Annotated in this window: 26 protein-coding genes and 1 tRNA gene; 13 read left to right on the top strand and 14 right to left on the bottom strand. The window is 40.3% G+C overall.

What is annotated here, in order from left to right; genetic code table 11:
• Positions 1-76 precede the first annotated feature (76 nt).
• Positions 77-886: an META domain-containing protein gene (locus PTRA_RS01475; protein ID WP_058372414.1), complete on the top strand. Its 810-nt coding sequence runs from the start codon at positions 77-79 to the stop codon at positions 884-886.
• A gap of 56 nt (positions 887-942) precedes the next feature.
• Here PTRA_RS01475 and PTRA_RS01470 read toward each other — a convergent pair whose 3' ends face one another.
• The gene (locus PTRA_RS01470) at positions 943-1,782 is read right to left on the bottom strand and encodes a 23S rRNA (adenine(2030)-N(6))-methyltransferase RlmJ (protein WP_058372413.1); all 840 of its coding nucleotides are present in this window, start codon (positions 1,780-1,782) and stop codon (positions 943-945) included.
• A 238-nt stretch (positions 1,783-2,020) separates the two neighbouring features.
• Here PTRA_RS01470 and PTRA_RS01465 point away from each other — a divergent pair, with 238 nt between their 5' ends.
• The 9 genes from PTRA_RS01465 to PTRA_RS01425 all read left to right on the top strand — a co-directional run bounded on the left by PTRA_RS01465 (position 2,021) and on the right by PTRA_RS01425 (position 9,330).
• Positions 2,021-2,251 (top strand): cell division protein ZapB, encoded by a 231-nt coding sequence (locus PTRA_RS01465; protein WP_011327009.1) that lies wholly within the window; start codon positions 2,021-2,023, stop codon positions 2,249-2,251.
• Positions 2,251-2,556 carry a cell division protein ZapA gene (locus PTRA_RS01460; protein WP_011327008.1) on the top strand — a complete coding sequence of 102 codons (306 nt, stop codon included), beginning with the start codon at positions 2,251-2,253 and terminating at the stop codon, positions 2,554-2,556. The genes PTRA_RS01465 and PTRA_RS01460 overlap by 1 nt, the downstream gene beginning before the upstream one ends.
• A gap of 59 nt (positions 2,557-2,615) precedes the next feature.
• A complete protein-coding gene (locus PTRA_RS01455) occupies positions 2,616-3,632 on the top strand; it encodes an MBL fold metallo-hydrolase (protein ID WP_058372412.1) in 1,017 nt (338 codons plus the stop codon).
• 56 nt (positions 3,633-3,688) lie between these two features.
• Positions 3,689-5,158 (top strand): transglycosylase SLT domain-containing protein, encoded by a 1,470-nt coding sequence (locus tag PTRA_RS01450; RefSeq protein ID WP_058372411.1) that lies wholly within the window; start codon positions 3,689-3,691, stop codon positions 5,156-5,158.
• Between the two features lie 70 nt (positions 5,159-5,228).
• Positions 5,229-5,723: an FKBP-type peptidyl-prolyl cis-trans isomerase gene (locus PTRA_RS01445; RefSeq protein WP_058372410.1), complete on the top strand. Its 495-nt coding sequence runs from the start codon at positions 5,229-5,231 to the stop codon at positions 5,721-5,723.
• A gap of 40 nt (positions 5,724-5,763) precedes the next feature.
• A complete protein-coding gene (locus PTRA_RS01440) occupies positions 5,764-6,492 on the top strand; it encodes an SDR family NAD(P)-dependent oxidoreductase (protein WP_058372409.1) in 729 nt (242 codons plus the stop codon).
• Positions 6,489-7,328, top strand: a complete 840-nt coding sequence (locus tag PTRA_RS01435) for an amidohydrolase family protein (RefSeq protein WP_058372408.1) — start codon at positions 6,489-6,491, stop codon at positions 7,326-7,328. The genes PTRA_RS01440 and PTRA_RS01435 overlap by 4 nt, the downstream gene beginning before the upstream one ends.
• A gap of 49 nt (positions 7,329-7,377) precedes the next feature.
• Positions 7,378-8,943 (top strand): S41 family peptidase, encoded by a 1,566-nt coding sequence (locus PTRA_RS01430; protein ID WP_058372407.1) that lies wholly within the window; start codon positions 7,378-7,380, stop codon positions 8,941-8,943.
• A 3-nt stretch (positions 8,944-8,946) separates the two neighbouring features.
• Complete coding sequence (locus PTRA_RS01425) at positions 8,947-9,330, top strand: hypothetical protein (protein WP_058372406.1); 384 nt, start codon at positions 8,947-8,949, stop codon at positions 9,328-9,330.
• A 71-nt stretch (positions 9,331-9,401) separates the two neighbouring features.
• Here PTRA_RS01425 and PTRA_RS01420 read toward each other — a convergent pair whose 3' ends face one another.
• The 4 genes from PTRA_RS01420 to PTRA_RS01405 form a co-directional block, all read right to left on the bottom strand.
• The gene (locus PTRA_RS01420) at positions 9,402-10,577 is read right to left on the bottom strand and encodes a mandelate racemase/muconate lactonizing enzyme family protein (protein WP_011327000.1); all 1,176 of its coding nucleotides are present in this window, start codon (positions 10,575-10,577) and stop codon (positions 9,402-9,404) included.
• A gap of 27 nt (positions 10,578-10,604) precedes the next feature.
• The gene (locus PTRA_RS01415) at positions 10,605-11,372 is read right to left on the bottom strand and encodes a class II aldolase/adducin family protein (RefSeq protein ID WP_058372405.1); all 768 of its coding nucleotides are present in this window, start codon (positions 11,370-11,372) and stop codon (positions 10,605-10,607) included.
• Between the two features lie 191 nt (positions 11,373-11,563).
• Positions 11,564-11,887: a c-type cytochrome gene (locus tag PTRA_RS01410; protein WP_011326998.1), complete on the bottom strand. Its 324-nt coding sequence runs from the start codon at positions 11,885-11,887 to the stop codon at positions 11,564-11,566.
• Positions 11,888-12,061: 174 nt separating this feature from the next.
• The gene (locus tag PTRA_RS01405) at positions 12,062-12,601 is read right to left on the bottom strand and encodes a DUF2058 domain-containing protein (protein WP_058372404.1); all 540 of its coding nucleotides are present in this window, start codon (positions 12,599-12,601) and stop codon (positions 12,062-12,064) included.
• 262 nt (positions 12,602-12,863) lie between these two features.
• Here PTRA_RS01405 and PTRA_RS01400 point away from each other — a divergent pair, with 262 nt between their 5' ends.
• The gene (locus PTRA_RS01400; protein ID WP_058372403.1) at positions 12,864-14,012 is read left to right on the top strand and encodes an MFS transporter; all 1,149 of its coding nucleotides are present in this window, start codon (positions 12,864-12,866) and stop codon (positions 14,010-14,012) included.
• Here the strand turns inward: PTRA_RS01400 and PTRA_RS01395 are convergent.
• Positions 13,979-14,479 (bottom strand): prolyl-tRNA synthetase associated domain-containing protein, encoded by a 501-nt coding sequence (locus PTRA_RS01395; protein ID WP_058372402.1) that lies wholly within the window; start codon positions 14,477-14,479, stop codon positions 13,979-13,981. The two genes, PTRA_RS01400 and PTRA_RS01395, sit on opposite strands and share 34 nt — an antisense overlap.
• 1 nt (position 14,480) lies before the next feature.
• Positions 14,481-14,867: a hypothetical protein gene (locus tag PTRA_RS01390; protein WP_011326994.1), complete on the bottom strand. Its 387-nt coding sequence runs from the start codon at positions 14,865-14,867 to the stop codon at positions 14,481-14,483.
• Positions 14,868-15,034: 167 nt separating this feature from the next.
• Between PTRA_RS01390 and PTRA_RS01385 the strand changes: the two genes are divergently transcribed.
• Positions 15,035-15,110: transfer RNA gene (locus tag PTRA_RS01385), tRNA-Ala, on the top strand.
• Between the two features lie 241 nt (positions 15,111-15,351).
• On the opposite strand, the gene PTRA_RS01380 is transcribed toward PTRA_RS01385, so the two are convergent.
• Together PTRA_RS01380 and proB are read right to left on the bottom strand one after the other, a co-directional pair.
• Positions 15,352-16,599: a glutamate-5-semialdehyde dehydrogenase gene (locus PTRA_RS01380; protein WP_058372401.1), complete on the bottom strand. Its 1,248-nt coding sequence runs from the start codon at positions 16,597-16,599 to the stop codon at positions 15,352-15,354.
• Complete coding sequence (gene proB / locus PTRA_RS01375; protein ID WP_011326992.1) at positions 16,596-17,702, bottom strand: glutamate 5-kinase; 1,107 nt, start codon at positions 17,700-17,702, stop codon at positions 16,596-16,598. The genes PTRA_RS01380 and proB overlap by 4 nt, the downstream gene beginning before the upstream one ends.
• Before the next feature lie 863 nt (positions 17,703-18,565).
• Here proB and PTRA_RS01370 point away from each other — a divergent pair.
• The gene (locus PTRA_RS01370; RefSeq protein WP_058372400.1) at positions 18,566-20,413 is read left to right on the top strand and encodes a cation:proton antiporter; all 1,848 of its coding nucleotides are present in this window, start codon (positions 18,566-18,568) and stop codon (positions 20,411-20,413) included.
• 81 nt (positions 20,414-20,494) lie between these two features.
• Here the strand turns inward: PTRA_RS01370 and PTRA_RS01365 are convergent, their stop codons facing one another.
• The 5 genes from PTRA_RS01365 to hflX form a co-directional block, all read right to left on the bottom strand.
• Positions 20,495-21,133, bottom strand: a complete 639-nt coding sequence (locus PTRA_RS01365) for a tetratricopeptide repeat protein (protein ID WP_058372399.1) — start codon at positions 21,131-21,133, stop codon at positions 20,495-20,497.
• Between the two features lie 331 nt (positions 21,134-21,464).
• The gene (locus PTRA_RS01360) at positions 21,465-22,778 is read right to left on the bottom strand and encodes an adenylosuccinate synthase (RefSeq protein ID WP_058372398.1); all 1,314 of its coding nucleotides are present in this window, start codon (positions 22,776-22,778) and stop codon (positions 21,465-21,467) included.
• 211 nt (positions 22,779-22,989) lie between these two features.
• Positions 22,990-23,868, bottom strand: coding sequence for a protease modulator HflC (gene hflC / locus PTRA_RS01355; protein ID WP_011326987.1), 879 nt, complete (start codon positions 23,866-23,868; stop codon positions 22,990-22,992).
• A gap of 5 nt (positions 23,869-23,873) precedes the next feature.
• Entirely contained in the window at positions 23,874-25,043 is a 1,170-nt protein-coding gene (gene hflK, locus PTRA_RS01350; RefSeq protein ID WP_011326986.1) for an FtsH protease activity modulator HflK, read from the bottom strand.
• 101 nt (positions 25,044-25,144) lie between these two features.
• The gene (gene hflX, locus PTRA_RS01345) at positions 25,145-26,434 is read right to left on the bottom strand and encodes a ribosome rescue GTPase HflX (RefSeq protein WP_011326985.1); all 1,290 of its coding nucleotides are present in this window, start codon (positions 26,432-26,434) and stop codon (positions 25,145-25,147) included.
• Positions 26,435-26,446: the final 12 nt, after the last annotated feature.

The raw sequence follows: 26,446 nt of genomic DNA, 5'->3' as shown, positions 1-26,446 counted from the left end.
CTCAATTAAGCCTTGATTAAGTAACTAAGCACTATCATCATTGAAAATCATCTAATTTAGTATTAAAGGAACAACGATGTTTAAACGTAAGCCAAGTTCAATTTTAAAATCGGTAGCAGGGATCAGCTTCTTAGCCAGTGGCGCATTGGTATTATCTGGATGTGATGACACTAAAAACACTGCACAGACAACACAGACAGAGTCAACAGCAACGCTAACAACTGAAGTTAGTTACCTTGATCGCAGCATGTTGGCGCCTAATTCACAGCTAACAGTAACACTTGCCGATGTATCTAAAATGGATGTTAAAGCAACCGTTATTAGCCAGCAGGTGATTGATTTAAATGGTGGTCCTCCTTATTCAGTAGAGCTTGCCTACGACACTAACAAAATTAATAAAGCACTTAACTACAGTGTGAGTGCGCGTATTGAAAATAATGGTGAGCTACTCTACACCACAACAAGCAATAACAATCCTTTCGCAGCAGATGCACAAACCAGCCCGTACAAAATTGTGGTTACAAAAGTAGATCAAAAACCAGATGTTGATTTAGCAAATACATATTGGAAAGCAATCACTTTAGCTGGCGATAATGTCACTGTTACAACAAAAGAACCTTTCATTCAATTTAGTAATGATGGCAAAGTACATGGGTTTTTAGGCTGCAATAACTTTAACGGTGGTTACAAAGTTAATGAGCAAACGGTGACGTTTGATCACATAGCGGCAACGCAAAAAATGTGTCATGAAAACATGGAGCAAGAAGCGGCAATGTCTAGCGTGCTAAATAAAGCTACGCAGTGGCAGGTTAATGGCGAGTCGTTGAGCTTAAAAGATGAAAAAGGTGAGCAACTAGCTACCTTTAAAGCAGTTTACTTTAACTAAAATAACTGCAGTAATAATTAAAATGCCCAGTTTAACTGGGCATTTTGCTATGTGGGTTACTCTGCGACTAACTGCTCGCTGCGATAAAAACCACTTGATTCACTCAATAAACTCACCAGCTCTGGCAACACCTCATCCATAACCTGTTTTAATTTCCACGGTGGATTAATTACTATCATCCCCGAAGCAGTCATGCCATGCACGTCGGTATCGGCTTTGGTAGCTAGCTCAAATAATTGAATATTACGCATGCCAGAGTCAATTAGGTCTTGCTCCATGTTGTCAATGCGGCTGCGGTCAACAACAGGATACCAAATCATGTATGTACCTGTAGCAAAGCGCTGATACGCTTGCATCAACGTAGTAATAACGGTGTCGTAATCGTCTTTGACTTCATAAGGTGGGTCTATTAACACGCAAGCTCTACGCGATGCAGGAGGTAATAAGCCAACCAAGCCAGCAAAACCATTATCGCCACGCACTCGAATAGAGCGCTTCCCTTGCATGTTCTCTTCTAGTAATAATAAATCACGTGGGTGCAGCTCAAAAAACCAGCCTTTATCTTGGCGGCGTAAAAAGTGTTCCGCAATTTTTGGCGAACCCGGATAAAACTCTAAATCGGCTGTTTGGTTAAACGATTTGATCAGTGCAATGTAGTCATTTAAAGCTGAGTGTTTACTAGTGTGTTGCCACAGTTTTTCAATGCCGTCTTGATACTCTTGTGTTTTTTGAGCATCGGCCGCTGCTAATTCAAAAAAGCCCGCACCCGAATGAGTGTCTATATAATCCAGTGGCTTATCTTTTAAAGTTTGGTAACCTAACACTTGTGCTAACACTAAATGTTTAAGTACATCGGCAGGGTTTCCGGCATGAAATGAGTGTCTGTAACTAAGCATTATTTATTTTCGCCATACGCTATTTAATAAAAACAGTGAACCATAAGCACTGTACTTTGACAACCTATCCCCTGATAAGCGGCCATTAAAATGAACCATTTCTGAATGAAAAAGCCAATACACTGAATTATCCCTTAACAGAGAATAAAAATCAGCTAAAACCAGCGTAAATGCTGGTAAATAAACAAACTTTGCTTTACATTTGCATTACCTTAATTACAGTTATATGAGCGCCTTTATGAATAACAACACTCTTCAACAACTCGAACAACTGATCGACCAATTAATTCAGCGTAATAATCAATTACAAGCTGATGTTTCTAATTTAAAAGAACAAAATAGTAAACTCGCTGACGACAACGAGCTTTTACAATTAGAAGCCCTTGAAAACGAAGAAAAGCAAAAAGATGCCAGCACTACTTTATCTGGCCTGCTTGATAAGTTACAAAGCGCACAACAGGCTAGCTAATGTCTGAGCTGCAAAACCAGCGAGTCACTGTTGAATTGCTTGGTAAAGAGCAGCAATTTGCTTGCCCACCTGGGCAAGAAGAGGCACTTAAAGCGGCAGCTAAAAATCTCAATGATTTGGTTGAGCAAATGAAACAACGCTCTACTGTTAAAAATGAGCAAAATGCCCTACTTATGGCAGCCTTAAATTTAAGCCACGAATTGCTAGAAGCAAAGACTATAAAAGCCGTTGATCTGCAACACCAAGATCAACTCATTGATAAGTTGAGTCAGCACTTATCAAATGACTCTAAACATAATAAATAAAAGCGCCTAGAGCGCTTTTATTTATTACGCAGCTTTTAAACCATAATAGAGAGCGTTATATGAAGTCAGCCCTGCGTTTATTTAAATTAAGTAAGTACCTACTACTGCTTAACTCTTTTTATTTTGCAGCCAATGCTAACGCCGATGTTACGTGGGAGAAAATAAGCCCCAATATTCAATTTTTAAAACAACAGCATAAACTACGTTTTTACGACTCAAACCAAGTATTAATTGAAGGTAGTAAATGCGCACTGTTAGTCGATACCAGCGGCAACTTTGCTGCGGTAGAACAGCTTGCTAGCGATTTAAAAAAGCACTTAACAACACCTTTGTGTTACTTAGTTGCCACTCATTTTCATGACGACCATTTACTGGGGATGGCTGTAATGCAGCATTTTTACCCCAATGCGCAATTAATTACCCATCAGCAAGTAAAAACTGACTTTGCCCTTTACCAGCAAGCATTTAACGATAAACTAGAGGGATTCGAAAAAAGCATTGAGCTTAGCTATCAACGCTTAGCAACACTCCCCGAAAATGAGCAAGCGCAGTGGCGTACAAAGTTAGAACGCGCAAAACAGCGCCTATTCCGCTGGCAAAAATATCAACTCAATGCACCTGAAATAAGCATAAGCACCAATAAAACACTAGACTTAGGCAATTTTGAGATTACTTTAAATGCCTACCAAGCGCATACCAATGGCGATTTAACCATTACGGCTAACAGTGGCAGCACTTTGATTGGTGGAGATATTGTTGACTGGCTTCCGTACCCTGGCCACGGCGAGCTAAGCAGCTGGCGCGCACTGCTACAACAATATATTAATGACTCTGTGCTAAAAACTATAATTCCTGGTCATGGTGAACTAACTAATAAGTCGCAACTGCAGCAGTCGCACGCATTTTTAACCGCCATTACAGAGCACGTAGCTAATAATAGTGGGCAAACAATAGAGCAGTTAATGCTGTCATTTCCTGATGCCACGATTAAACCCTACATGCAAGAGTCGCTTAATGCCAAGTCGAGTAATTTATTTTTACAAGCAGGATTAATACGCGCGATAAACGCAAAATAACTCAACACAACGGACTGTGTTAAAATAGTAAAAGGATTTTAATAAAAGTGAATGTTATGCGCAGTTTGGTTTTAGCTTGTTTAGGTGTTTTTTTATTTGGCTGTGAAACCACCAAGCCAGAGCCTATAGAAGCACCGCAAATATTTACTCACTTTAAGCCAAGTTACAGCGCCCCTAGTGAATTAAAAACACCGCAAAGCACAAAAACTAACTTACACATAACGCCGCCTAAAAACACAAAAAATAAAATAATAAAGCCACCGGCCAAAACAACTGACTTATGGCAGCATATCGCTAATAATCTGCATTTTCCTATTGAGCAAAATAAAGCGCTAAAAAAGCGTATTAACTGGTATTTGCAGCAACCCGATTACCTGCAAGTTATGAGCAAACGAGCTGCTCCGTATTTATACCATATTGTAAAAAAAGTAGAACAACAGCAACTACCAATAGAGTTAGCACTACTGCCTTTTGTAGAGAGCGGATTTAGACCCACTGCACACTCATCGCAGCAAGCCGTTGGCGTGTGGCAACTGGTAGGAGCAACTGCACATCATTTTGGGGTTAAGTCGGATCAATGGTATGACGGCCGACAAGATGTACTAGCCGCCACCGACGCTGCACTGGCGTATTTAAGTTACTTATATAAACGCTTTGATGGCAACTGGCTGCACGCTCTCGCCGCTTACAATAGCGGTGAAGGGCGAGTTAAACGCGCAATTAAACAAAATAAAAAGCACGGTAAAAGCACTGATTACTGGTCGCTAAAATTACCTCAAGAAACCGCCGATTATGTACCCAAATTACTGGCACTAAGCTACTTAGTTAAACATCCGCAACAAGGTTTTAAACGCCCAAAGCTCACTTACAAAGCATTGACCACCCATATGAATGTAGGCCAACAGTTTGATTTTTCAATCATTGCCAAGCTCTCTGGAGTCGGCTCTAAGCAGCTACATGCACTTAATCAAGGGTATTTAAAAAATCAAAGTTCACCCAATGGCCCACATACGTTATTACTGCCAATTGAGCAACAGGCGCTATTAAATAGCTCGTTTTTTAAAACTAACTTTGCTGGAGAGTACATAGTTAAACAAAACGATACGCTTTACAGTATTGCTAGGCGCTTTAGCATGCCTTTAAGTGCCTTAAAGCAACTTAATAATAAACAAAACAACTTAATTGGCATTGGTGAAAAACTACTTGTTGGCCAGCCCAAAACACTTCCGGAATCATTGACTATTGATTATAAAATTAGCCCCTACCTTGAGCATCAAGAAGTGGTAATTGCAACACTCGAAATAGACTATGAAGTGCAACCAGGCGATACCTTGTGGAGCATTAGCCAGCTTTACAATGTGCCGCATAGTGACCTAGCTAAATGGAATAAACTGTCGGCGTCGAGCATGCTCAAACCTGGCATTCAATTAGTGTTATTTATTCCTCAGGCCGAAAAGCCTCAAGTAACAACAATTAAAAAAGATTTATTGTTAGATCTACAAAAAACATTAAATCAGCCACGTTAAGTTTCTAAAAAAACATATTTCGCGTAAAATTACGCTCTAACTAATACAGTCAAAATTTAAAGAGATAAGCATGCAAATTAGTAAAAATTCAGCCGTTGAATTTCATTACACCCTTAGCGAAGCCGGTGAGCAAATAGAAACCAGCACTAAAGAAGCGCCTCTTACTTATATTCATGGCAGCGAAGGCATGCTTCCTGGTTTAGAAAATGCGCTGGAAGGCAAAGCCGCTGGCGAAAAGTTTAGCGTTACATTAGCGCCAAGCGAGTCATACGGCGAACGTGTTGATAACTTAGTACAACGCATTCCGTTAAAGCATTTACAAACACAAAGCAAAGTTAAAGTATGGAAACCAGGCATGACCGCAATGGTAAGCTCGGATCAAGGTCGCCATCAGGTAACTATTATTAAAGTAGGCCGCTTTAATGCTGATTGTGATTTAAATCACCCTTTTGCAGGTAAAACGCTAACATTTGATGTTGAAGTGGTATCGGTACGTGAAGCCACCAGCGAAGAAGTATCGCACGGCCATGTGCATGCAGCAGGCGGATGTGGTCACTCTCACTAATTATTTTTATTAAAAAGTAATAGCAAATAAAGGAGCAAGTATGTCAAAAGTGGCTATTGTTACCGGCGGCACCAAAGGTATTGGTTTAGCGGTAGTACAGCGCTTACTAGCAAGCGGCTATGAAGTACATAACCTTGATATAACGCCAAGTAACTTTGGTGAGTTTCATCATTGTGATGTAAGTGATGTCACTGTTGTACGTCGTTGTATTAATGCCATAGTTGAGCAAACGCAGCGCATTGATGTACTTGTCTCTAATGCAGGAAAACATTTAAGTGCCAACATAGAAAGTACCGACGAGCAAACTCTCGATGCACTATTTGCGCTTAATGTAAAAGGCGCGTATGCGGCAGTGCAAAGTGTATTACCAATAATGAAAACCCAAAACAACGGCGCTATTGTGCTTATAGCCTCAGATCAGGCAATTATAGGTAAACAAAATTCATTTGCTTATAACCTGACTAAACACGCCCTTGCTTCTATGGCAAAAACCACCGCGCTTGATTACGCGAGCTTTAACATTAGAGCTAATGCCGTGTGCCCTGGCACTATAGAAACACCGCTATTTCATAACGCCATAGACGCTTACTGTAAAAACAGTGGTGCCAACAAAGCACAAACAGTAGCCGAAGAGGCGGCATTGCAGCCACTTAATCGTTTAGGCCAAGCTGATGAAGTAGCCGCTTTAGTGAATTTTTTAGTCAGCGATGATGCAAGCTTTATCACCGGTAGTTTACAAAGTATTGACGGTGGTTATACAGCGCAATGAGTAATGCAATTATTGACCCCCATGTGCATTTTTTTAATCTACTTGAGGGGCAATATACTTGGTTACAAGGCGCTAACCCGCCGCCATGGCCTAACTTAGACAAAATAAAGCAGCCGATCAGTGCTGCGCAATTAATGCAAGATTGCGACTTTAAACTTGCAGGCTTAGTGCATATTGAAGCGGGATTTGATAACAGCGCACCTATAAACGAGCTTAACTGGCTCACCAAGCACTTGGCTGGCATTACTTACAAAGCCGTTAGTTTTGCCCAGATTGATCAAAGCAATCAGCTATTTAGCCATGCGCTCAGCAACCTTACTCACCCAAGCTTAGCGGGTATTAGAGACATTACCCAAGGTGATGACGCCAAACGTTTGCTCAGCAGTAATTGCTACAATAACTTTGAAACGTTACAGCAGTTAAAATTACATTTTGAAGCCCAATTTAAGCTTGAAAACCATATTATAGTTAAACAAATTGCTCAATACGCTAAACAGTTTCCACAGTTACTAATTGTACTTAATCACGCAGGTTTACCCTACAATTTGCCAGCGTGGCAGCAAGGCATTAAATTACTCGCCAAGTACCATAACATTGTAATTAAGTTTTCGGGATTTGAGTTACTTAAGCTCAATAGCGAACAGCAAGCACAGTGCTTTAACATTATTTTGCAACACTTTGGCGAGCAAAGAATAATGTTTGCGAGTAACTTCCCCGTTTGCCAAATTAATACCCAATATAACGACTTATGGCAAGCACACTTTAACTTATGTAGTAACCAAGCGCTTTGGCAGCAATTAAGCTACAAAAACGCTAAACACTTCTATCAACTCTAAATAAAAGCCGCTATATTTAAATTAATCGTTTAAAAATAGAGCTTCTTATATGCACTCTAAAATTCGTGACAAAAAAACAACAACACTCGCCTCCTTAGCACTGCTTAGCGTTTTATCTGGGTGTGGCGGCGGCAGCGATAGCGAGGGTCTTACTCCTAATGGCAATGCCAATAGCTGGAGCGCAGGGGTATTTGCCAGTGCCAGCCAATTTAAGGGACAATGCCAAGCGAGTAATGAAAAAAACTGGCTGCGTTCGTGGAGTAACGAAACCTACCTTTGGTACGATGAGATAATAGATACCGATCCAGCGCTTACAAGCGGTGTAGTCACTTATTTTAACACCTTAAAAACCAATGAACTGACCGATTCGGGCGCTAAAAAAGATAACTTCCACTTTAACTTACCTACCGATGAGTGGCAGCGCCAAAGTCAATCGGGGGTAACCTATGGCTATGGCTTTAATATAAAAATACTTGCTCGCAGCGCGCCACGCCAAGCCGTTATTAGCTATACCGAGCCAAATACTCCAGCGAGCAATCAAAACCTTGCTCGTGGCTTTGAACTTGTTGCAGTAGATGGCATTGATTTTGTAAATACGACTTCTAGCAGTGAAGTTGCTCTTATTAATGCAAGTTTATTTCCTGAGCAAACAGGTAAAACGACCGAGTTTGTATTTAAAGATATAAATACTAACCAAAACCGTACCGTAACACTCACCTCACAAAATATTACTTCGCAACCGGTAGTCAATGTGCGTACCGACTTAGCCGGTGGCGATGTGGGTTATTTTCAGTTTAATAGCCATAATGCGATTGCCGAAGATCAGCTCTACACTGCATTTAACCAATTTGCGGCAAGTAACATTAAAGACTTAGTGATTGACGTACGCTATAACGGCGGCGGCTTTTTACAAATGGCCAGCCAAGTAGCTTATATGGTGGCGGGTCGCGCGAACACTCAAGGTAAAGTGTTCGAGCGTACTGTTTTTAATGATAAAAACCCAAGTACCAACCCGGTAACTGGGCAAACACTTAGCCCAATGCCGTTTACTAATCAGTTTGTGGGGTTTGCCGATAACTCTGCAACTGTGCCCGGCAGCGCACTGCCAACATTAAACCTAAACCGCGTATTTGTTCTCACGACTAGCAGCACCTGTTCAGCAAGCGAAGCCATTATTAATGGTCTGCGCGGCGCCGACATTGAAGTAATCCAGATAGGCTCTGGCACCTGTGGCAAGCCTTATGGCTTTTATCCTACCGATAACTGCGCAACTACCTATTTTACCATTCAGTTTAGCGGTATAAATAATAAAGGCTTTGGTGAATATGCTGATGGATTTGCGCCAAAAAACACTATTGATAACGCTTTTCAACCCGTATTATTAAATGGTTGTGCGCTTGCCGATGACTTTACTCAGCCATTAGGTAATGCCAATGAAGCACTGCTTAAAACAGCGCTTAACTATCGAAATACCGGTAGTTGCCCTGCGCCAAGCTCCATAAACAGTAAACAAGGTTTTGCGCCAGCTATTACAACTGATTCGCCTGAAGTGAAAGATACGCGAATTCAAACCTTGCTTGAGCAAAATACTATTCTTCGCGATAACATGAGATAAACCATGAAAGTACACCGACTTACAGTAATCGCATTTATAACAACCGCGCTCAGCGGCTGCTTAGCACAAAGTGCTGAGCCAACTCCTAAGCTGCAACATGCGCTATTAGTAACACCTAATAGCGTAGCAGTAGCTAATGCTATTGCCAGCTTGCTGCATAGCTCACAAGTGCAATTAGCCGATGATGTATTTACTACTAACAGTACTGTGACACTCGATAAACTCAACCATAAAGACTCTATGGGTAATCCTATTATGGGTAAGCAGCTTAATATGCCCGACCAGTTTGAGTTAATGATTAAAGGCAAGCAATGCTTTGTTCGCCATCTTGATAGCAAAGCAACGCAGCAGTTAAAAGGCGTGCAGTGTAAAGTTAATCAGCTATAACAATAGTGCCAAATAGCCAAAAGCCGCGTAGTGAGCTATCACTACGCGGCTTTTTAATCGGTATGCTAAAACTATTTAATTTCTACACGCTGCGAGCGCATTACAATCTCATCGTTTAATTCAATACCAATACCTGGCTCTTCCGATACTTGAAAAAAGCCATTTTTAGGTTGAGGATCTTGCAGACACAACTCACGGTTCCATTTTTTAATCGCATAAGTGTGATGCTCATGAATTAAAAAGTTAGGAATGGCTGTTTCTAAATGCAGTGAAGCTGCAGTCGCTACAGGCCCGCCACATACATGTGCTTGAATGCGCACATCAAAAATATCGGCGTAGTCACACACTTTTTTCGTTTCGGTAAAACCACCACATAAGCCAATATCGGGTTGTAATACATTAATACTTTGATCTTCTAAGTATGGGCGTACACCCCAGCGGTTATACAAGCGCTCACCACCAGCAATTGGCACGGCCACTTTATCAGCCACTTTGGCATGCAATGAATGGTTTAAATAGTTAACGGGTTCTTCAAAAAACATGCAATCGAATTCTTTCGCTATTTCACCCAATTGAATAGCCGAAGTCACCCCTGGTAAGCTATGGCATTCAAAAATAATATCAACTTCATCGCCTACCGCTTCACGTATAGCTTGCATACGCGCACGATACAACTTCATTTCAGCCCGGGAAATAATATTAGTGCGGTCGTAGTAAGTATTACCGTCTTTATCGTACTGAATTGGGTCTACTTTTACTGCATCGTAACCTTCGGCAACCGCTTTTAAAGCCGCTTCGGCGTATTCTTGCGGCTGCACTAATGCTTTAAACTCGCTATCCCAATCAAACTGTAGTTGCGATGCATAAGTGCGTAATTTGTCGTTAACCTTACCACCAAGTAGTTGATACACAGGTACACCCAGTGCTTTACCTTTAATATCCCACAGGGCAGTATCAATCGCACTCATTGCAGCATATACAACAGGCCCGCCACCTAAACCCCAAAAGCTTTCACGTAGCATACGCGACCACAGCTTTTCGGTTTGAAACGGATCGTGGCCAATTAAAAATGCATCGGCCATTTCTTTGATCATAGCGGCAGCAGCACTGTGGCCTAAATCATATGCAAGGCCCGCTTCACCCACACCACTAATGCCTTCATCAGTATGAATACGTACAAATACTGGAGTCCAAGCAGGACGATCTGGGCAATGAATATCAAACACTTCAACGCGATTTACTTTCATGAATATTCCTTATTAACCTTTAAATGGTTATTTTGCAAAACTAGGATCAAGTCGGTACGCTTTGCGCAGCATAGCTGGCCACGCTAACTGCCCGCCAGTACTACCACTGTGCACTACATTTGCTTGATTATAAATATTGTCGACTATAGGCTGCGGGACGCTAATAGCCTGCTGCGAACTGGCTTGAATAGCGAGCTGTATTTCACAGGCGCGCTGTAAATCATAAAAGCGCATAAAAGCATCGCCCACCGTTGGCCCCACTGTTAAGCCACCGTGGTTAACTAACAACATATGGTTAGTATTGCCTAAATCATCTTGTAAGCGTTTTCGTTCATCATCGTTAACCGCTAACCCTTCGTAACCATGATACGAAAGCGACGGCAAAGAGAACATGGAATACTGACTTAGTGGCAATAAGCCATTTTTTTGTGTAGCAACAGCTATGGTTTCTTTCGTGTGTAAATGAATCACACAATGCGCATCGTCGCGTACTTCGTGAATTGCGCTATGAATAGTAAAGCCAGCTGGATTAATATTAAAAGGCGTGTCGTCAATAATATTGCCGCTTAAATCTACTTTAACTAAGTTAGAAGCGCTGATTTCATCAAAGGTTAAACCAAAGGCATTCACTAAGTAATGATCACTGCCCGGTATCCGCGCTGATAAATGCGTGTAAATTAAATCGCCCCAACGAAAATGATCCACCAACCTATAACAGGCGGCTAGATCAACTCGTAGCTGCCATTCTTGTGCTGATACTTTATTTTTTAAATCGAGCTGGGGTAAATCAAACATAATAAGCCTTTAAATACACATAAGATCAATTGAGCAATAGATGTTTAGAAGTCTAAATTAGTATTTAGGTTATAGCAATCAGGAAATTAAAGACTTACATCCCCGACATAAATGACGGGGTTTTTCATCAGGAAATAAAACAGCCACACTAGGTGTGGCTGTTTTTTAATAAAAATAATAAACTGCGTTTATTATTTTACGTTTGCAAGGTAATCAGCAATTGCAGCAAACTCTTCATCTGTTACGGTTGCTACCATAGCTTTCATAGCCATAGACATACCATTACTGCGCGCACCTGATTTAATGTCTTTCATTTGTGCAACTAAATAGTCTTTATTTTGACCATTTAATTTAGGGTACATGCCCATAATAGGTGCCTTACCTTCTGCGCCGTGACACGTTTGGCAGTTTTTAGCAGTGTAAAGTGCAGCACCATCTGCAGCAGCTGCATTAAATGACAAGCTTGCGGCTAAACTAATACCCGCGCCTAATAAAAGTGTTTTAATTTTGCTCATTGTATTTACTCTTCTTTTTTGACGGTTAAAAAACTGTTCTGGTGATTGTAGTCAACAACACTATAAAAAGCATACGTAACTAATAGCATTTGACGATCAATCAGAACAAATACATGTACAGCTCATTTAAGTTAACTTTAGCAAAAATTAAATGAGTCTACACTTAACTAAAATTTACCACGTTAAATCATCTGGTATTTCAAAATCGGCGTATGGATCGTCTTCGTCTTTTTCTTTGCTTTCTGGCTCAACATGAAAAACAATATAATGTTCATCTACTTCAGCTACTTTACGTGCCGGTTCGTCTTCTAATACGTAAAATCGGCCTTCGAGCACACAAATAGCTAAGCGACCACCCGATAACGCTTTTTGCGTTCTTTCGTTTACTTCAATGCTCTTTACTTTGTTTTCGTAAGTAAAGTTAAAAGTACGCTCACCACGTATTGCTTCTTGGTTATGGTGTTCTAAAATTTGTTTAACACGGGCACTTTGCTCGCGCTGCTTTAAACTACCTTGGCGTGCCTGGTTAAGCTCTTCTGCTTTTTGTTGCTGCTCAAGTTTTGTTTGTTGAATATGCTTTTGTAAATCGCTAGGGTTACTGGTTGCACCCTTTTTTTGCTTTTTTTGCTGCTTACGCTTTTCTGATTTAGCAACTTTAGCTTTATGCGATGTTGTTAATCCTGCTTGGAGCAATTGCTCTTGAAGTGACCCCATGGCTCTATTCCACTAAAAACTAATATTAAGACTATTTTAATCACCAACGCTGGTAAATAACAGCGCTATCATCATTAATCTAACAAACGACGATAAAAACACCATGATTTAGCGCAAAGATGATAACTTTTTAGTAAACAATTACTCATTACAATTTATGGGCACACCAAAAGTCGCTTAAAGTAATCGTTTTTAGATTATCAAACACAAGGGATTTTTAATATACTGCCACTTAACTATTAGTTACTCACCAAGCTATATAATGCGCTTACCTCACTTGCTGCTTTGCTCTGTATTTATTTTTTTTGTACTTTACGCTCCACAACCACTGCTTGGCTTATTTGCAGTTGAGTTTGGTGTTGCCCCCGCCGTTGCTGGCAGCTTAATGACTGCGGCTATGCTACCACTGGCTATTGCGCCTTTAGTGTATGGGTTGTTTTTAACTAAACGTAATCCTTTATTTATATTACGCATTGCTATGTTGTTATTGGGAGGATGCTGTTTATTATTTGTTTACGCCCCCACCTTTGAGCTGCTGTTATTGGTACGCTTTTTACAAGGCCTAATATTACCAGCGGCATTAACAGCCATGACCAGTTATATTGGCATGAGTTTTAGTGCCGATACACTGCAAAAAAATATGACAATCTACATTGGCAGCACCATAGTAGGCGGCTATTTTGGGCGTGTTCTGGCAGCTATTTTTAGCGATATATGGCATTGGCAAAGTTTTTACTACTTTATTGCCACCATGCTCATTTTGCTTACGTGGAGTATTCCTCATACCCGCTTTAAAAGTAATAACGTTAAATCAATACTTTCACCTCTAGACTATATTAAACAACTGCGTGAAGGGCCGCTGCTAAAAGTGTATGGTGCGGTGTTTTGTATGTTTTTTTGCTTTGCCGCTTTACTTAATTATTTACCTTTTATTTTGCAAAATACTTTTTTGATCACTAATACTCGCGATATTGGCTTGGTTTACAGTGGGTATTTAATTGGTGCTTTAGCTTCTATTACAACGCCTTGGTTACTTAAAAAAGCGCCCTCGCCATGGCATTTATTAACGGCTATATTTTTGTTTTACAGTGTTAGTATTGTCATGTTAATGAGCCACCAGCTAATAGTATTTTTAGCCGCATTTACATTATTTTGCGGGGCTATGTTTGTGATTCACTCAACTGCGGCGCCCTTAGTGAATAAAATCAGTAAAGCACCACCAAGTGTTACTAATGGCGGGTATGTATCGTTTTATTACAGCGGCGGTGCACTTGGGTCGTTATTACCAGGGGTGATATATCAGCATCATGGGCAAACCGCATTTATGACTGCTTTATTGGCTGTTTGTCTATGCGGCTTGATGCTAATTATATGGGCTTACCTTGAGGGTAAAAATACTACGCGAGGCTGATGCTCAGTAAAGTTAAAAAACAGCTCTAAGTCTGCTTTATTAAGCAACCAGGTTTGGGTATTTTCAAACGGATGACAATGAAATAACTCGCCTTGCCAAATATCTTGATCTAGCCAAACGCTTACCTCGTTTTGCTTGTCGTTCATTAGGCTAAGCATAGATACACACCCAGGCGCTACTTTTAAGTAGCGCGCTAAACGCTCGCTTGAGGCAAATCCTAGCCGCGATAACCCTTGTTGTTTTGACAATACTTTTAAATCAAGTTGCTTGTCATGGGCGGTTATAACTAAAAAGTGCCGCTTACCTTCATTATCACGTAAAAATAAATTTTTAAGTCGTGTACCCGGGCGTTCCACCATAAAGGCATCGGCATCTAAACTGCCATGTAATGGTGGATGCTCTATAACCTCATAATTAATATTTAACTGCGCTAATAGCGCTGCTAACTTTGTTTTATCAGCTAACATACTACAAACAACGTCCTCTTAATTGCACACTTAAATCACGCCACAGTACCTCATTAATTTCATGCTTAGCGGGGCAATAGTTGCGTGTTTCAAGCTCTTTATTTAACAATTCAACAGCTTGATCTTCTAACTGCAGTTTTAAAATACTCGACTCTTCAAAATGCTCTTGCGCTGCAAAACGCTCAAAGTCACTGCGGGTAAACTTTTTATCTAAATTAATGTTCTGGCGACTTTTAGCCTTTACCGATACGACATAGGCAAATAGCTTATTTCCTTGCTCATCTTGTTTTTCATGAAACTGTTTATTATTTATTTCATAAGGTTGCTCGTCACTTGAGTTAGCACAGCCCACAAGCAAAACCATCAGTACTAAGGCATACTTTTTCATTTTTAATTGTCTTTTTACTGAATATTGTTGTTGAGTCTACCAAAATTTCATCTAAACGGTAAAATTAGTGAAAAAATACTTGACCTATTTTATAAAAAATCTTAAAGTTCGTCCCGCTTGAGAATCAGCAATCAAGCTTTTACGTAATATGTAAAATTTAGGAATGTGGGGCTATAGCTCAGCTGGGAGAGCGCCTGCCTTGCACGCAGGAGGTCAGCAGTTCGATCCTGCTTAGCTCCACCACTTTCCTACTCCCTCTTTAGTATTGTCTCAAAGTCATCTATTTTTTGTTATTCTATCTTAAGTTTCACTCTGTATTTCAATCCAAAAATATACGCCATATAGTTAAAACTAACGCTATTGCACGCTTTTTAATTTTACTGGCGAGCAAAGTAGAACCTAAGTTAATTTATTGCATAAAAAAGCCGAGCTGCAGCTCGGCTTCTGAAATTCATAATATGTTTTGTCCTGAAATAAACTAAGTTTATTCGCGGATCTGACCGTCGCCATTAACTAAATACTTTTCAGTAGTTAGTGACTCAAGGCCCATAGGTCCGTAAGCATGTAGCTTAGACGTTGCAATACCAATCTCGGCACCTAAGCCCAGTTGTGAACCGTCTGAAAAACGCGATGAGGCGTTAACAGTTACTACCGAAGCATCAATACTACGTTGGAATAACTCTGCCGTAGCAGCGTTTTTAGTACAAATTACTTCTGTATGGTGCGAACCAAATTGCGCTATGTGCTCTACAGCTGCCGCAAAACTTGGAACTACGCGAATGGCTATTTCTAAATCTAAATACTCTTCACCAAACTCATCGTCGCCCAGTACTGTTGCATTGTCAAAATACGTAGCTGCTTGGCTATCGGCATTAATTTTAACACCTTCTTGACGTAACACTACCGCACACAAGTTTAAAAACTCATCGGCAATATCTTGATGTACAACTAAGCCTTCTAAAGCATTACACACACCGGTACGTTGCGTTTTACCATTAAGCAGTAGGTTAATTGCCACTTCAAGATCAGCGTCTTTATCAACATATAAATGACATACACCTTTAAAGTGTTGGATCACTGGAATTGTGCTGTTTTCGGTTACAAAGTTTATTAACCCTTCACCACCACGCGGTATAATTAAATCAATGCTGTCACGTTGCTGCATTAATTCCATTAATAAGCCACGATCGGGGTCAGGAATTACCGAAATAAGTGCCTCAGGTAAATTATGCTTTGCTAGCACGCTGTGCATTACGCTAGCAATTGCTTGTGAGCTTTTAAGTGCTTCTTTACCGCCGCGTAAAATTACGCTATTACCCGATTTAAAACACAATGCACCCGCATCTGCAGTTACATTAGGGCGCGCTTCGTAAATCATACAAACTACGCCTAGTGGTACGCGCATTTTACGAATTTTAATGCCATTTGGGCGTTCGGTAATATCGCGTAGCTGACCAACCGGATCATCTAAGCTTACAATCACTTCGATGCCTTCAGCCATTGCTTCTACACGTTCATCGTTAAGCGTTAGACGGTCGACCATTGCGGCTGCTAAGTTATTGTCGCGTGCCGCGGCTAAATCGCTTTCGTTCTCTTTAATAATAAATGCTTTTTCTGCACGCAGTGCTGCAGCCATGTCCAATAGCACTTTATTTTTTGTCTCGGTATCGAGTAACGCTAACTGATGAGCAGCTTTTGCTGCCTGGCGTGAAATATCCGTAATTAAACTCATGACTTCTCCAATAATGCGATATGTTTTTCAGATATAACAGGTCCAATTGAGTCCTGCATTTTTTCGCTGAATTCACTCTGTTCGTTGTCAGCAATAAAGCTCAACAAACAGCTACTATAATTTGCGGTTGCTTTGGCTAAACGCGTACCATCTTCACTGCGTACTAAAATAGTGTCACCAATTGCGAACTCGCCATGCACGGCCATTATTTCATCGCCACGAATACAGCCAGTTTCACCTTCGAGTGACTTATCAAACGAGCCATCTACAACAACTTCACCCTGCTCATTTGCAGTGTGCGTCATCCAATGTACAGAATCTTGCATTGGTTTTTCGTATGGTAAGAAAATAGTCCCAGGGTTTTCACCTGCAAGTAAACGCGTAAATGTCTCTTCTTTAAAGCCGTTAATAATATAAGTTGAAATCCCATGTGAGGTTGCTTTTTCAGCCGCTTCAATTTTGGTTTTCATACCACCTGTACCAACTGCGCTAGTTGCACATCCTGCCATAGCATAAATAGAGTCATCAATTGATTTTATTTCAGGCAGTAAAATAGCATCGTCATGCAAGTTAGGATTTTTATCATATAACCCATCCACATCTGAAAATATAAGCAGTGCATCTGCATCAGCAGCTGCTGCAACCATAGCAGATAAGTTATCGTTATCACCTACTTTTAGATCATCGGTTGTTACTGCATCATTTTCATTAATAATAGGTAACACGCCGTGCTCAAGCAAAGTAAATACAGTTTCGCGAATACTTTGATAGCGTTCATGATCACGTAAGTCACCGTGGGTTAATAATAATTGAGCTGATGGAAAGTCAAAAAACCTATCCCACATTGCTATCATTTCTGTTTGACCTGCGGCAGCCATTGCTTTTTTCATCACGACTGAACGTGCTGTATCTGATGGGAACAAATGTGCCCCCGCAGCAACTGAGCCTGACGAAACTAAAATAACTTCAATACCACGAGCACGACAGCGAACAATAAACTGTGCAATGGTTAATATGTAACGTGAACGGCAGCCATCTTGATCCGGTGCAATTAAAGCACTACCTACTTTAAGTACTATACGTCGCCAATTTAACTTATTCATAAATGTTCAACTTTCCATTTTATTTGCGCTCATGCAATGTGATGAGCTAAAACTAGTTAGCTAGGTTTAAAACATAGCTTCGAATTTGGTTTATCATTTAAAAACACTTTTTTACACACGCAAAGCGACTCTATCTAAAACTGTTGTTATAGATTTAAGCGCAAGTACTAAATAGCAACAACTCAACGGTGTTGAATAGTACTAACAAAAAATTTAAAAAGTGTTGTTTATGTATCGCTGCAAAAGCTGTGTGTGGCTTTTTTATTAACAACATACATAGAGCCTCTTAAGTCAGATACACCAACAGATAGGGTGATGACTTAAGGACCGAGATTTAACCGCCACGATGGGGGCTAAATATTGAAAGGTAATAATTCAACTCAAACCTTTATTTATTTAAATAGTTAAATAAACTTGTTTAGCAAAATCATACCAAAGAGTTCGGTAAATGATATTTATACTGCTCAAACCCTTAAATCACTACAAAACAGTATTATACCGCTTTAAAGTGACTCTAATATTAATAAGTTATTATTTTAAAATAACCACTTAATTAGATGACTAATTGTTTGAACACGAAGTATAATACGCTAAAACTGCAGGTAAAATCAAGGTTAAAATTCAAACCAAGTAAAATACAGCTTATTTTACGAACTGTTTTTGTATTAATTATCAGAAAGTTAAACCCTTTTTATAGGGTATTTATTAAAATTACTGATAAAATAACAGACTTCAAAACCCGTAATATCTGATAAACAGCTAAAATTCTATTAGCAAAATTTAACTTATCCGTGTATACCCCTGTATTATAATTAACATAAGTTATACTTTTATCTATCATATCCACAAGGAATTCTTATTCTATGTCAGCAATTTATATAGCCGGTATCGCACTTTGCTCTGTGCTTGCCCAGTGGGTAGCATGGGCGTTTAGAGTCCCTGCTATTCTGTTTTTGTTGCTTACAGGACTATTATTAGGGCCATTTACTGGCGTACTAGATCCTGACGCGCTTTTAGGCGATTTACTCTTTCCTGTTGTGTCACTTAGCGTTGCTATAATTTTATTTGAAGGCTCTCTTACCCTGCACTTCAGAGAATTAAAAGGCATCAGTAAAGTAGTCAGAAACCTGTGCTCTATTGGCATGCTTACTACGTGTATAATCATTAGCTTTAGTGCTTATTGGCTATTAGAACTTAACTGGCGGGTAGCTGCTGTGCTCGGCGCTGTACTTGTTGTAACGGGTCCTACTGTTATTGCCCCTTTGCTAAACTCTATGCGACCAACTCAAGACATCGACCGAATACTACGCTGGGAAGGCATTGTTATAGACCCTATTGGTGCTCTTTTTGCAGTATTAGTTTTTGAAGCCGTGATGTTGGTTGGCGAAGGCCAAATATTTAGCCATACCATTATTGCGCTAGTTAAAACCTTAGGTGTAGGCTTAACAATTGGTGTTGTTGCAGGTTGGCTTACTACACAACTTATGCGCCGAGAGTGGTTACCCTTTGAGTTACATAAGTTTGGTATTTTAGCCCTAGTGCTTATAAGTTTTTCCGTCTCTAATCACTTAAGCCATGAATCAGGTTTATTAGCTGTGACTGTATTTGGTATTTGGCTTGCTAACCAAGATGATTTAGAAATTGATTCGGTGCTTGAGTTTAAAGAAGATCTATCAATGATTTTAATCTCAACACTGTTTATTTTACTTGCAGCAAGGTTAGAACTCTCTGATTTAATGATGCTAGATAGTGACGTTTTTATATTTTTAGCTATCGTGCTATTTATTGCTCGCCCTGTGTGTATTGCAATATCGACTTTTGGTACTGACCTACCAATGAAGTCACGCCTAGTACTCGCTTGGATTGCGCCACGCGGTATTGTTGCCGCAGCTGTTGGCTCTGTATTTGCGCTGAGCATGATGGAAGCAGGTGTTGCTGATGCAGAAAAAATGGTGCCACTCATATTTACCGTTATTATTATTACCGTGGTGCTACAAAGCCTAACTGCCATCCCTTTAGCTAAACTGCTTGGTGTACGTCAACCATCACCAAGTACCATTTTAATTATTGGCGCAAACCATGTGTCGCGGGCTATTGCGCGTGGCTTAAAAGATCAAAATATTCCTGTGCACTTATCTGACCCTGCATGGGAAAACTGTAAAATGGCCCGTATGGATGGTTTGCCTTGTTACTACGGTAATCCGCAATCTGAACATGCTGAGCGTTACTTGCCTTTAACCACTATTCGTAGTGTGTTGGCACTGTCACCAAATCGCCATCACAATGCGCTAGGTGTACAATATTTTTCTCACTTACTTAATGATAAAAATGTGTTTTCGCTACGTTCATCTTCATCGCATGCTAAAGCGAATAAAGACAGTGCGACTTTCTTATCGCGCCAAATTTTATTTGGTGAAAATGGCTCTTATGCACGCTTAAGCAGTGTGATAGCGAAAGGCGGTAAAGTAAGTGCTACCCGTATTTCTGATGAGTTTAGCTGGGAGCAATATCAAGAAATGAACCCAGAGGCAATTCCACTGTTTATTCTCAAAGGGGATAAAGATGGCGATGACGATGCGCCAGTTAAACTTAGACCCTTTACCAGTGATATGGAAAAGCCACCGCAAGAAGGTGAGCGCATTGTTGCTTTGCAACCAGCTAAAATATCACTACTAAAAGATTCACAAGCTAAAGCTAAAGAAGAAAGTTAACACTGTTTGTTAGCTTTTAATGTAAAGGCCTAACTCGCAAGAGTTAGGCCTTTTTAGTGTGTTTTTGGTATATCAATATGCTTACATGGGTAGGCGAGCACGAGCCACAACACTGGCTGGCATTTTTTCAGCTAACTGAGCTAATAAACGCTCAATTTTTTTATGCGTATTAGCATCTGCGACCTTGGTATTAAATAACCAACGATACATATCCTCAAAGTCGCGTGGACTGCCATAGCCTTGGTTAAATAGCTTAACTAAGCGAAACTGCGCTTTTAAATTTCCCTGCGATGACGCTTCACGCAAATAAGTGATTGCCATTGCTTTATCTTGTTGTACCAAACGCCCAATATCGTAGTAACGCCCTAACTGTTCTAAAGCCGCTGCTAAGCCCTGCTCAGCCGCTTTTTGCATATAGTACACACCTAACTCTACATCGCGATCAACACATACGTTATAGGCTAGCATATCGCCATATAAAAATTGATACGATGGTAATGCCATTTTATTGGCTCGCGCTTCTATATCTTGTACTAACTGGCAATCATCTGCCTTAACCCGAGCTAAGTGGGTGTTTTTATTAATTAGCGAAATTAACTCAGTCTCAGTATACAGTGGCACTGCTGCTGCCGTTTCCTCAGCTAAGCTATTGCTGCTCATCAATAAAGAGAATGTCATTAATGGTAATAACAAAACTGAATGACTAAAAAGTAACTGCATCTTCATCACTTATAAAAATAAACCTATTAAATACTATACAAAGATCGTTCCAAAATTAATATTTAACCTGAACTCTGGTTAAGAGATTTACTAACGTATTGAATCATAGTTATATTTAATTTTATTTTCTCTAGCCAGAGGTTTTCAGTGAAAACAAGGCGAATTTACGCGTCAATAGCTGGCCTATTGCAAGTAAATTCTACGCAGTTAGCGCTGAAAATAACTGCTTGAGATAAGTTTATTATCCGGATCTCAGGTTATTTATACTCTATTGTTATTTTTAGACATAAAAAAAGCTGCATTAAGCAGCTTTTTTCAAGTCTAGTTGATATTAGGCAAACGGATTGCGAAGTATCATAGTTTCTACACGATCTGGACCAGTAGAAATAATATCAACAGGAACACCAGTTAGCTCTTCAATACGCTTAACGTAATCAATCGCTGCTTTTGGTAAACCATCAAGGCTAGTTACACCAACAGTATTTTCTGACCAACCTGGCATTTCTTCGTATATTGGCGTTACTTTTTCGTAACCTTCAGCTGCTAATGGCGTTACGTTAGTAACTGTGCCATCTTCAAGCTTATAACCAGTACAGATTTTAAGTGTTTCTAAGCCATCTAAAACATCAAGCTTAGTTAAACAAAAACCAGAAATACTATTGATTTGCACTGCACGACGCATTGCTACGGCATCTAACCAACCAGTACGACGAAGTCGACCAGTGGTTGCGCCAAACTCATGGCCTTTATCGCCTAAGTGCTTACCAACTGGGTCTTGCTTCTCAAGGCCGTCGTAAAGCTCTGTCGGGAAAGGGCCTGAACCAACACGTGTTGTATATGCTTTAATAATACCAAGCACATAATCAAGGTGTAGTGGGCCAAAACCAGCACCAGTAGCAACGCCACCAGCTGTAGTGTTAGAAGACGTTACATAAGGGTAAGTACCATGATCGATATCAAGTAACGTACCTTGTGCACCTTCAAACAAAATGTTGTCGCCAGCTAAACGCGTTTGATCTAAAAGCTCAGTAACATCAACAATCATCGCTTTTAAAATATCAGCAACGGCCATTGCGTCATCAAAGGTTTTCTGAAAATCAACAGCATCTACTTTATAGTAATTAACTAAAGTAAAGTTATGGTACTCAAGAACTTCTTCTAGTTTTGCGGCGAATAGTTCAGGATTAAATAAATCCCCTACGCGCAAACCACGACGTGCCACTTTATCTTCGTACGCAGGACCAATACCACGGCCAGTTGTACCAATTGGCTTATCACCACGTGCAGTTTCACGGGCTACATCTAATGCAACATGGAAAGGCAAAATTAATGGACATGCAGCACTGATTAAAAGACGCTCGCGTACAGGTACGCCACGTGCTTCTAACATGCCAATCTCTCTCATTAGCGCTTCTGGTGATAAAACAACACCATTACCAATCACACATTTAACATTGTCACGTAATACACCCGATGGAATAAGGTGCAGAACCGTCTTTTCACCGTCGATCACTAAGGTATGGCCAGCATTGTGCCCACCTTGATAACGAACTACTAAAGATGCTTTATCTGTAAGGAGGTCAACTACCTTACCCTTACCTTCGTCACCCCATTGGGTGCCTAATACAACAACGTTTTTACCCATTGTAACTTCACTTAAAAAAATTAGGACAAGATTTTACCAGAAAACAAAGCCAAAGTTCACCCCGTTTAGCTTATATTTTCCGCTCGTATATTTATATGTATAAATATTAACTAATAACCACATAGATAACAGTGGTTTAATGCATTAAATCTGTTTCAATAAAAAGCCCCACTAACGCGAGGCTTTTAAGATTTAAATATATTGGTTAGCTTTATTGTGCTGTAGCACCTTTCATATATTTAAAGAAGTCGCTATCTGGTGAAAGAACCATTACGTCTTGCTTGTTTTTAAAGGTTTGTTTATACGCCTCTAACGAACGAACAAAACTAAAAAACTCAGGATCTTTATTATACGCATTAGCATAAATAGCCGCTGCATCTGCATCACCTTGACCACGTACCGTACGTGAATTACGCTCAGCATCAGCAAGCATTACCGTTACACGACGATCAACGCCAGCACGAATTGTTTCGGCTTTTTCTTGACCTTCTGAACGATGCTCTTTAGCAACCGCAGTACGCTCAGCACGCATACGTTGATAAATCGAGCTGCTTACTTCTTGTGGTAAGTTTATTTGCTTAACACGCACGTCAAGCACTTCAATACCTAGCTCGCGGGCACTTTCAGAAGCTTGTACTAACGCCTCTTCCATTAACTCGCTACGCTCACCCGACACTATTTCACGAATAGTACGTGTACCAAAGTTAGTACGTAGACCGTTATTTACTTTTTGTTCTAGCAGCGTTTCAGCATATTGCTTATCGCCACGAGCACGCAAGTAAAAAGCACTAAAGTCGTTCACACGCCATTTTACAAACGAATCAACAATTAAGTCTTTTTTCTCGCTCGTTACAAAGCGGTCTGGTGTACCATCAAGCGTTTGAATACGTGCATCAATGCGACGTACTTGGCTAAAAAATGGTACTTTAAATTGTAAGCCTGGGCTGTACACTATGGCTTGATCATCACTGTCTTTTTGTACTTTACTGAATAACAAAACAATTGCTTTTTGCCCTTCAGGTACAACAAAAACAGACGAGAAAGACATTACAATGGCAGCTAATAGTATGACTAAACTAAAGTTTTTCATTATTGTTATCTCCCATCATTAAAACGATCGTTGTTAAAGCGGTCACTACCACTATTAACAGAGCTATTGCGTGACGTATTTACTTTGTTACGTAAGTCTTGAATATCACTTGAGCTAGGAAGTGCAACACGTGTTGCTGTGCCTTGCTTTTCCATAATTTTATCAAGTGGTAAATACATCATGTTGTTGCCACCTTTTACATCAACAAGTACTTTAGAGCTATTGCCTAATACTTCTTGCATTGCATCAATGTATAAACGCTCACGAGTTACTGTTTTAGCTGCTTGATATTCTGGTAATAGCTTTTCAAAACGAGCAACTTCACCTTGTGCCTCAAGTGTAATACGTTCTTGATAACCTTCAGCTTCTTGAGTCATACGGGTAACTTGACCACGAGCACGAGGTTCAATTTCACGCGCATATGCTTCAGCTTCACGGATAAAGCGTTCTTCATCTTCTTGTGCAGCAATTGCATCATCAAACGCATCTTTAACTTCAGCCGGTGGACGAGAATCTTTAAAGTTCACGTCAGTCACAATTAAACCTAAGTTATAAGGTTCAATAACCTTGTTAAGCTCATCCCATGTATTTTGGCGCACAACCTCACGGCCGTTAGTCAGTACTTGGTCCATTTTTGCATGGCCAACTACATAACGAAGTGCACTTTCTAGTGCTTCTTCTAAGCTGCTATCAGCATTAGTTACACTAAATTTATACAAGTATGGGTCAATAACACGGTATTGCACTTGAAACTCAACGCTTACTACGTTTTCGTCTTCAGTTAACATAAAACCAGACGTTGATAATGAACGAACAGCTTCAATATCTACTGGTATTATGGTTTCAATAAAGGTCATTTTCCAACGCAGACCAGGATCAGCAATACGATCATACTTACCAAATTGAAGAACCACACCACGCTCGGCTTCTTTCACGGTATAAATACCACTGAGTGCCCATACAATTACAGCAATTATAAGTATAAATGAAATACCGGCTCCGCCAAGTCCACCGCCGCTACCATTGCCCGGTTTTTTGCCGCCAAATAAGCCACTAAACTTGTTACTGAATTTACGCAGCACCTCGTCTAAATCAGGTGGGCCTTGATCTCGTCCGCCTTTGTTATTCCACGGATCTTTATCATTGCCATTATTACCCGGTTCATTCCAGGCCATAGCTATACTCCATTGTTATCTAAATAAATAAGGAAATTGAGTTAAATCTAACAAATCTACTGCGTTTCTTATACAAAAACCGACATTAATTACATCAATTTTTAATCACAGACGATAAAACCAGCAATTTCAGGACCAAATTCTTTAATTAAACGATTCCACTCAACTACAGGTAACCTAACATCTAACAGCCAGTTACCTTGTTCATCAAAGCGCTCGTCGCTTACTGCACTTAAACTAAATAACGACGACCTTAACCGTCCATATTGTGGTGCGAGTAATAGTGTTTCGCTAAGCATTTGTTTAGCAAGCAATTCACTAATAGCTTCGCTAAGTAACTCGCAACCTTCGCCAGTTTGAGCAGAAAGCCATACCCTTATAGGTTGGCCTTCATCATCGCGATCAATACGCGCAGTAATATCATCCAGCGCATCAATTTTGTTATAAACCAATAATTGCGGTACTTCATCAGCTTCAATTTCTTTGAGTACTGATTGTACTTGTTCAATATTTTCTTTTAGTCGTGCATCTGCCACATCAATAACATGCAGCTGTAAGTCGGCTTCTCGCGTTTCTGTTAGCGTCGCTTTAAATGCCGCCACTAAGTCATGCGGCAAATGGCGAATAAAGCCAACAGTATCAGCTAAAATAACCGGACCAACATCGCCTAACTCAAGTTTACGTAACGTTGGGTCAAGCGTCGCAAACAATTGATCTGCAGCATAAACATCTGAGTTTGTAATGCGATTAAATAATGTTGATTTACCCGCATTAGTATACCCTACTAACGATACAGTTGGTATTTCGTTACGACTACGAGCGCGTCTACCTTGCTCGCGCTGTACAGCAACTTTATCTAGCCGTGCACGAATATTTTGCAGGCGGGCGCGCAATAAGCGTCTATCGGTTTCGAGCTGTGTTTCACCCGGCCCACGTAAACCCACGCCCCCTTTTTGACGCTCTAAATGCGTCCAACCACGAATTAGTCGCGTGGACATATGACGCAATTGCGCCAGTTCAACTTGCAACTTACCTTCGTGGGTACGTGCTCGTTGCGCAAATATATCAAGAATAAGAGTGGTTCTATCAAGCACACGACATTGCAAAATGCGTTCTAAGTTACGCTCTTGTGACGGTCTGAGTTGATGATTAAAAATAACGACATCGGCATTGTGGATTTTAACAGTCTCAGCTATTTCTTCTGCTTTACCAGTTCCGACAAATAGTTTCGGATGTGGTGCTTGACGGCTGCCTTGCACAACCGCCAAACTACTAACACCAGCAGAAGATACCAACAATTCTAATTCGTGAAGATCTTCGCGATCTCCCTCTTTAGGAAAGTCAATATGAACTAAAACTGCCTGTTCGCCAGATTTATAGCGGTCAAACAAGCATCACGCTCC

Source organism: Pseudoalteromonas translucida KMM 520 (genome assembly GCF_001465295.1).
Lineage (GTDB): Bacteria > Pseudomonadota > Gammaproteobacteria > Enterobacterales > Alteromonadaceae > Pseudoalteromonas > Pseudoalteromonas translucida.
The sequence above is the reverse complement of the archived record's forward strand: the minus strand, read 5'-3'. Positions and strand labels throughout refer to the sequence as shown.

What these genes read in the sequence shown, in the direction of transcription:
- PTRA_RS01475 (WP_058372414.1), top strand. Translation starts at nt 77, where the DNA reads ATGTTTAAACGTAAGCCAAGTTCAATTTTAAAATCGGTAGCAGGGATC.
- PTRA_RS01470 (WP_058372413.1), bottom strand. Translation starts at nt 1,782, where the DNA reads ATGCTTAGTTACAGACACTCATTTCATGCCGGAAACCCTGCCGATGTA.
- PTRA_RS01465 (WP_011327009.1), top strand. Translation starts at nt 2,021, where the DNA reads ATGAATAACAACACTCTTCAACAACTCGAACAACTGATCGACCAATTA.
- PTRA_RS01460 (WP_011327008.1), top strand. Translation starts at nt 2,251, where the DNA reads ATGTCTGAGCTGCAAAACCAGCGAGTCACTGTTGAATTGCTTGGTAAA.
- PTRA_RS01455 (WP_058372412.1), top strand. Translation starts at nt 2,616, where the DNA reads ATGAAGTCAGCCCTGCGTTTATTTAAATTAAGTAAGTACCTACTACTG.
- PTRA_RS01450 (WP_058372411.1), top strand. Translation starts at nt 3,689, where the DNA reads ATGCGCAGTTTGGTTTTAGCTTGTTTAGGTGTTTTTTTATTTGGCTGT.
- PTRA_RS01445 (WP_058372410.1), top strand. Translation starts at nt 5,229, where the DNA reads ATGCAAATTAGTAAAAATTCAGCCGTTGAATTTCATTACACCCTTAGC.
- PTRA_RS01440 (WP_058372409.1), top strand. Translation starts at nt 5,764, where the DNA reads ATGTCAAAAGTGGCTATTGTTACCGGCGGCACCAAAGGTATTGGTTTA.
- PTRA_RS01435 (WP_058372408.1), top strand. Translation starts at nt 6,489, where the DNA reads ATGAGTAATGCAATTATTGACCCCCATGTGCATTTTTTTAATCTACTT.
- PTRA_RS01430 (WP_058372407.1), top strand. Translation starts at nt 7,378, where the DNA reads ATGCACTCTAAAATTCGTGACAAAAAAACAACAACACTCGCCTCCTTA.
- PTRA_RS01425 (WP_058372406.1), top strand. Translation starts at nt 8,947, where the DNA reads ATGAAAGTACACCGACTTACAGTAATCGCATTTATAACAACCGCGCTC.
- PTRA_RS01420 (WP_011327000.1), bottom strand. Translation starts at nt 10,577, where the DNA reads ATGAAAGTAAATCGCGTTGAAGTGTTTGATATTCATTGCCCAGATCGT.
- PTRA_RS01415 (WP_058372405.1), bottom strand. Translation starts at nt 11,372, where the DNA reads ATGTTTGATTTACCCCAGCTCGATTTAAAAAATAAAGTATCAGCACAA.
- PTRA_RS01410 (WP_011326998.1), bottom strand. Translation starts at nt 11,887, where the DNA reads ATGAGCAAAATTAAAACACTTTTATTAGGCGCGGGTATTAGTTTAGCC.
- PTRA_RS01405 (WP_058372404.1), bottom strand. Translation starts at nt 12,601, where the DNA reads ATGGGGTCACTTCAAGAGCAATTGCTCCAAGCAGGATTAACAACATCG.
- PTRA_RS01400 (WP_058372403.1), top strand. Translation starts at nt 12,864, where the DNA reads ATGCGCTTACCTCACTTGCTGCTTTGCTCTGTATTTATTTTTTTTGTA.
- PTRA_RS01395 (WP_058372402.1), bottom strand. Translation starts at nt 14,479, where the DNA reads ATGTTAGCTGATAAAACAAAGTTAGCAGCGCTATTAGCGCAGTTAAAT.
- PTRA_RS01390 (WP_011326994.1), bottom strand. Translation starts at nt 14,867, where the DNA reads ATGAAAAAGTATGCCTTAGTACTGATGGTTTTGCTTGTGGGCTGTGCT.
- PTRA_RS01380 (WP_058372401.1), bottom strand. Translation starts at nt 16,599, where the DNA reads ATGAGTTTAATTACGGATATTTCACGCCAGGCAGCAAAAGCTGCTCAT.
- proB (WP_011326992.1), bottom strand. Translation starts at nt 17,702, where the DNA reads ATGAATAAGTTAAATTGGCGACGTATAGTACTTAAAGTAGGTAGTGCT.
- PTRA_RS01370 (WP_058372400.1), top strand. Translation starts at nt 18,566, where the DNA reads ATGTCAGCAATTTATATAGCCGGTATCGCACTTTGCTCTGTGCTTGCC.
- PTRA_RS01365 (WP_058372399.1), bottom strand. Translation starts at nt 21,133, where the DNA reads ATGCAGTTACTTTTTAGTCATTCAGTTTTGTTATTACCATTAATGACA.
- PTRA_RS01360 (WP_058372398.1), bottom strand. Translation starts at nt 22,778, where the DNA reads ATGGGTAAAAACGTTGTTGTATTAGGCACCCAATGGGGTGACGAAGGT.
- hflC (WP_011326987.1), bottom strand. Translation starts at nt 23,868, where the DNA reads ATGAAAAACTTTAGTTTAGTCATACTATTAGCTGCCATTGTAATGTCT.
- hflK (WP_011326986.1), bottom strand. Translation starts at nt 25,043, where the DNA reads ATGGCCTGGAATGAACCGGGTAATAATGGCAATGATAAAGATCCGTGG.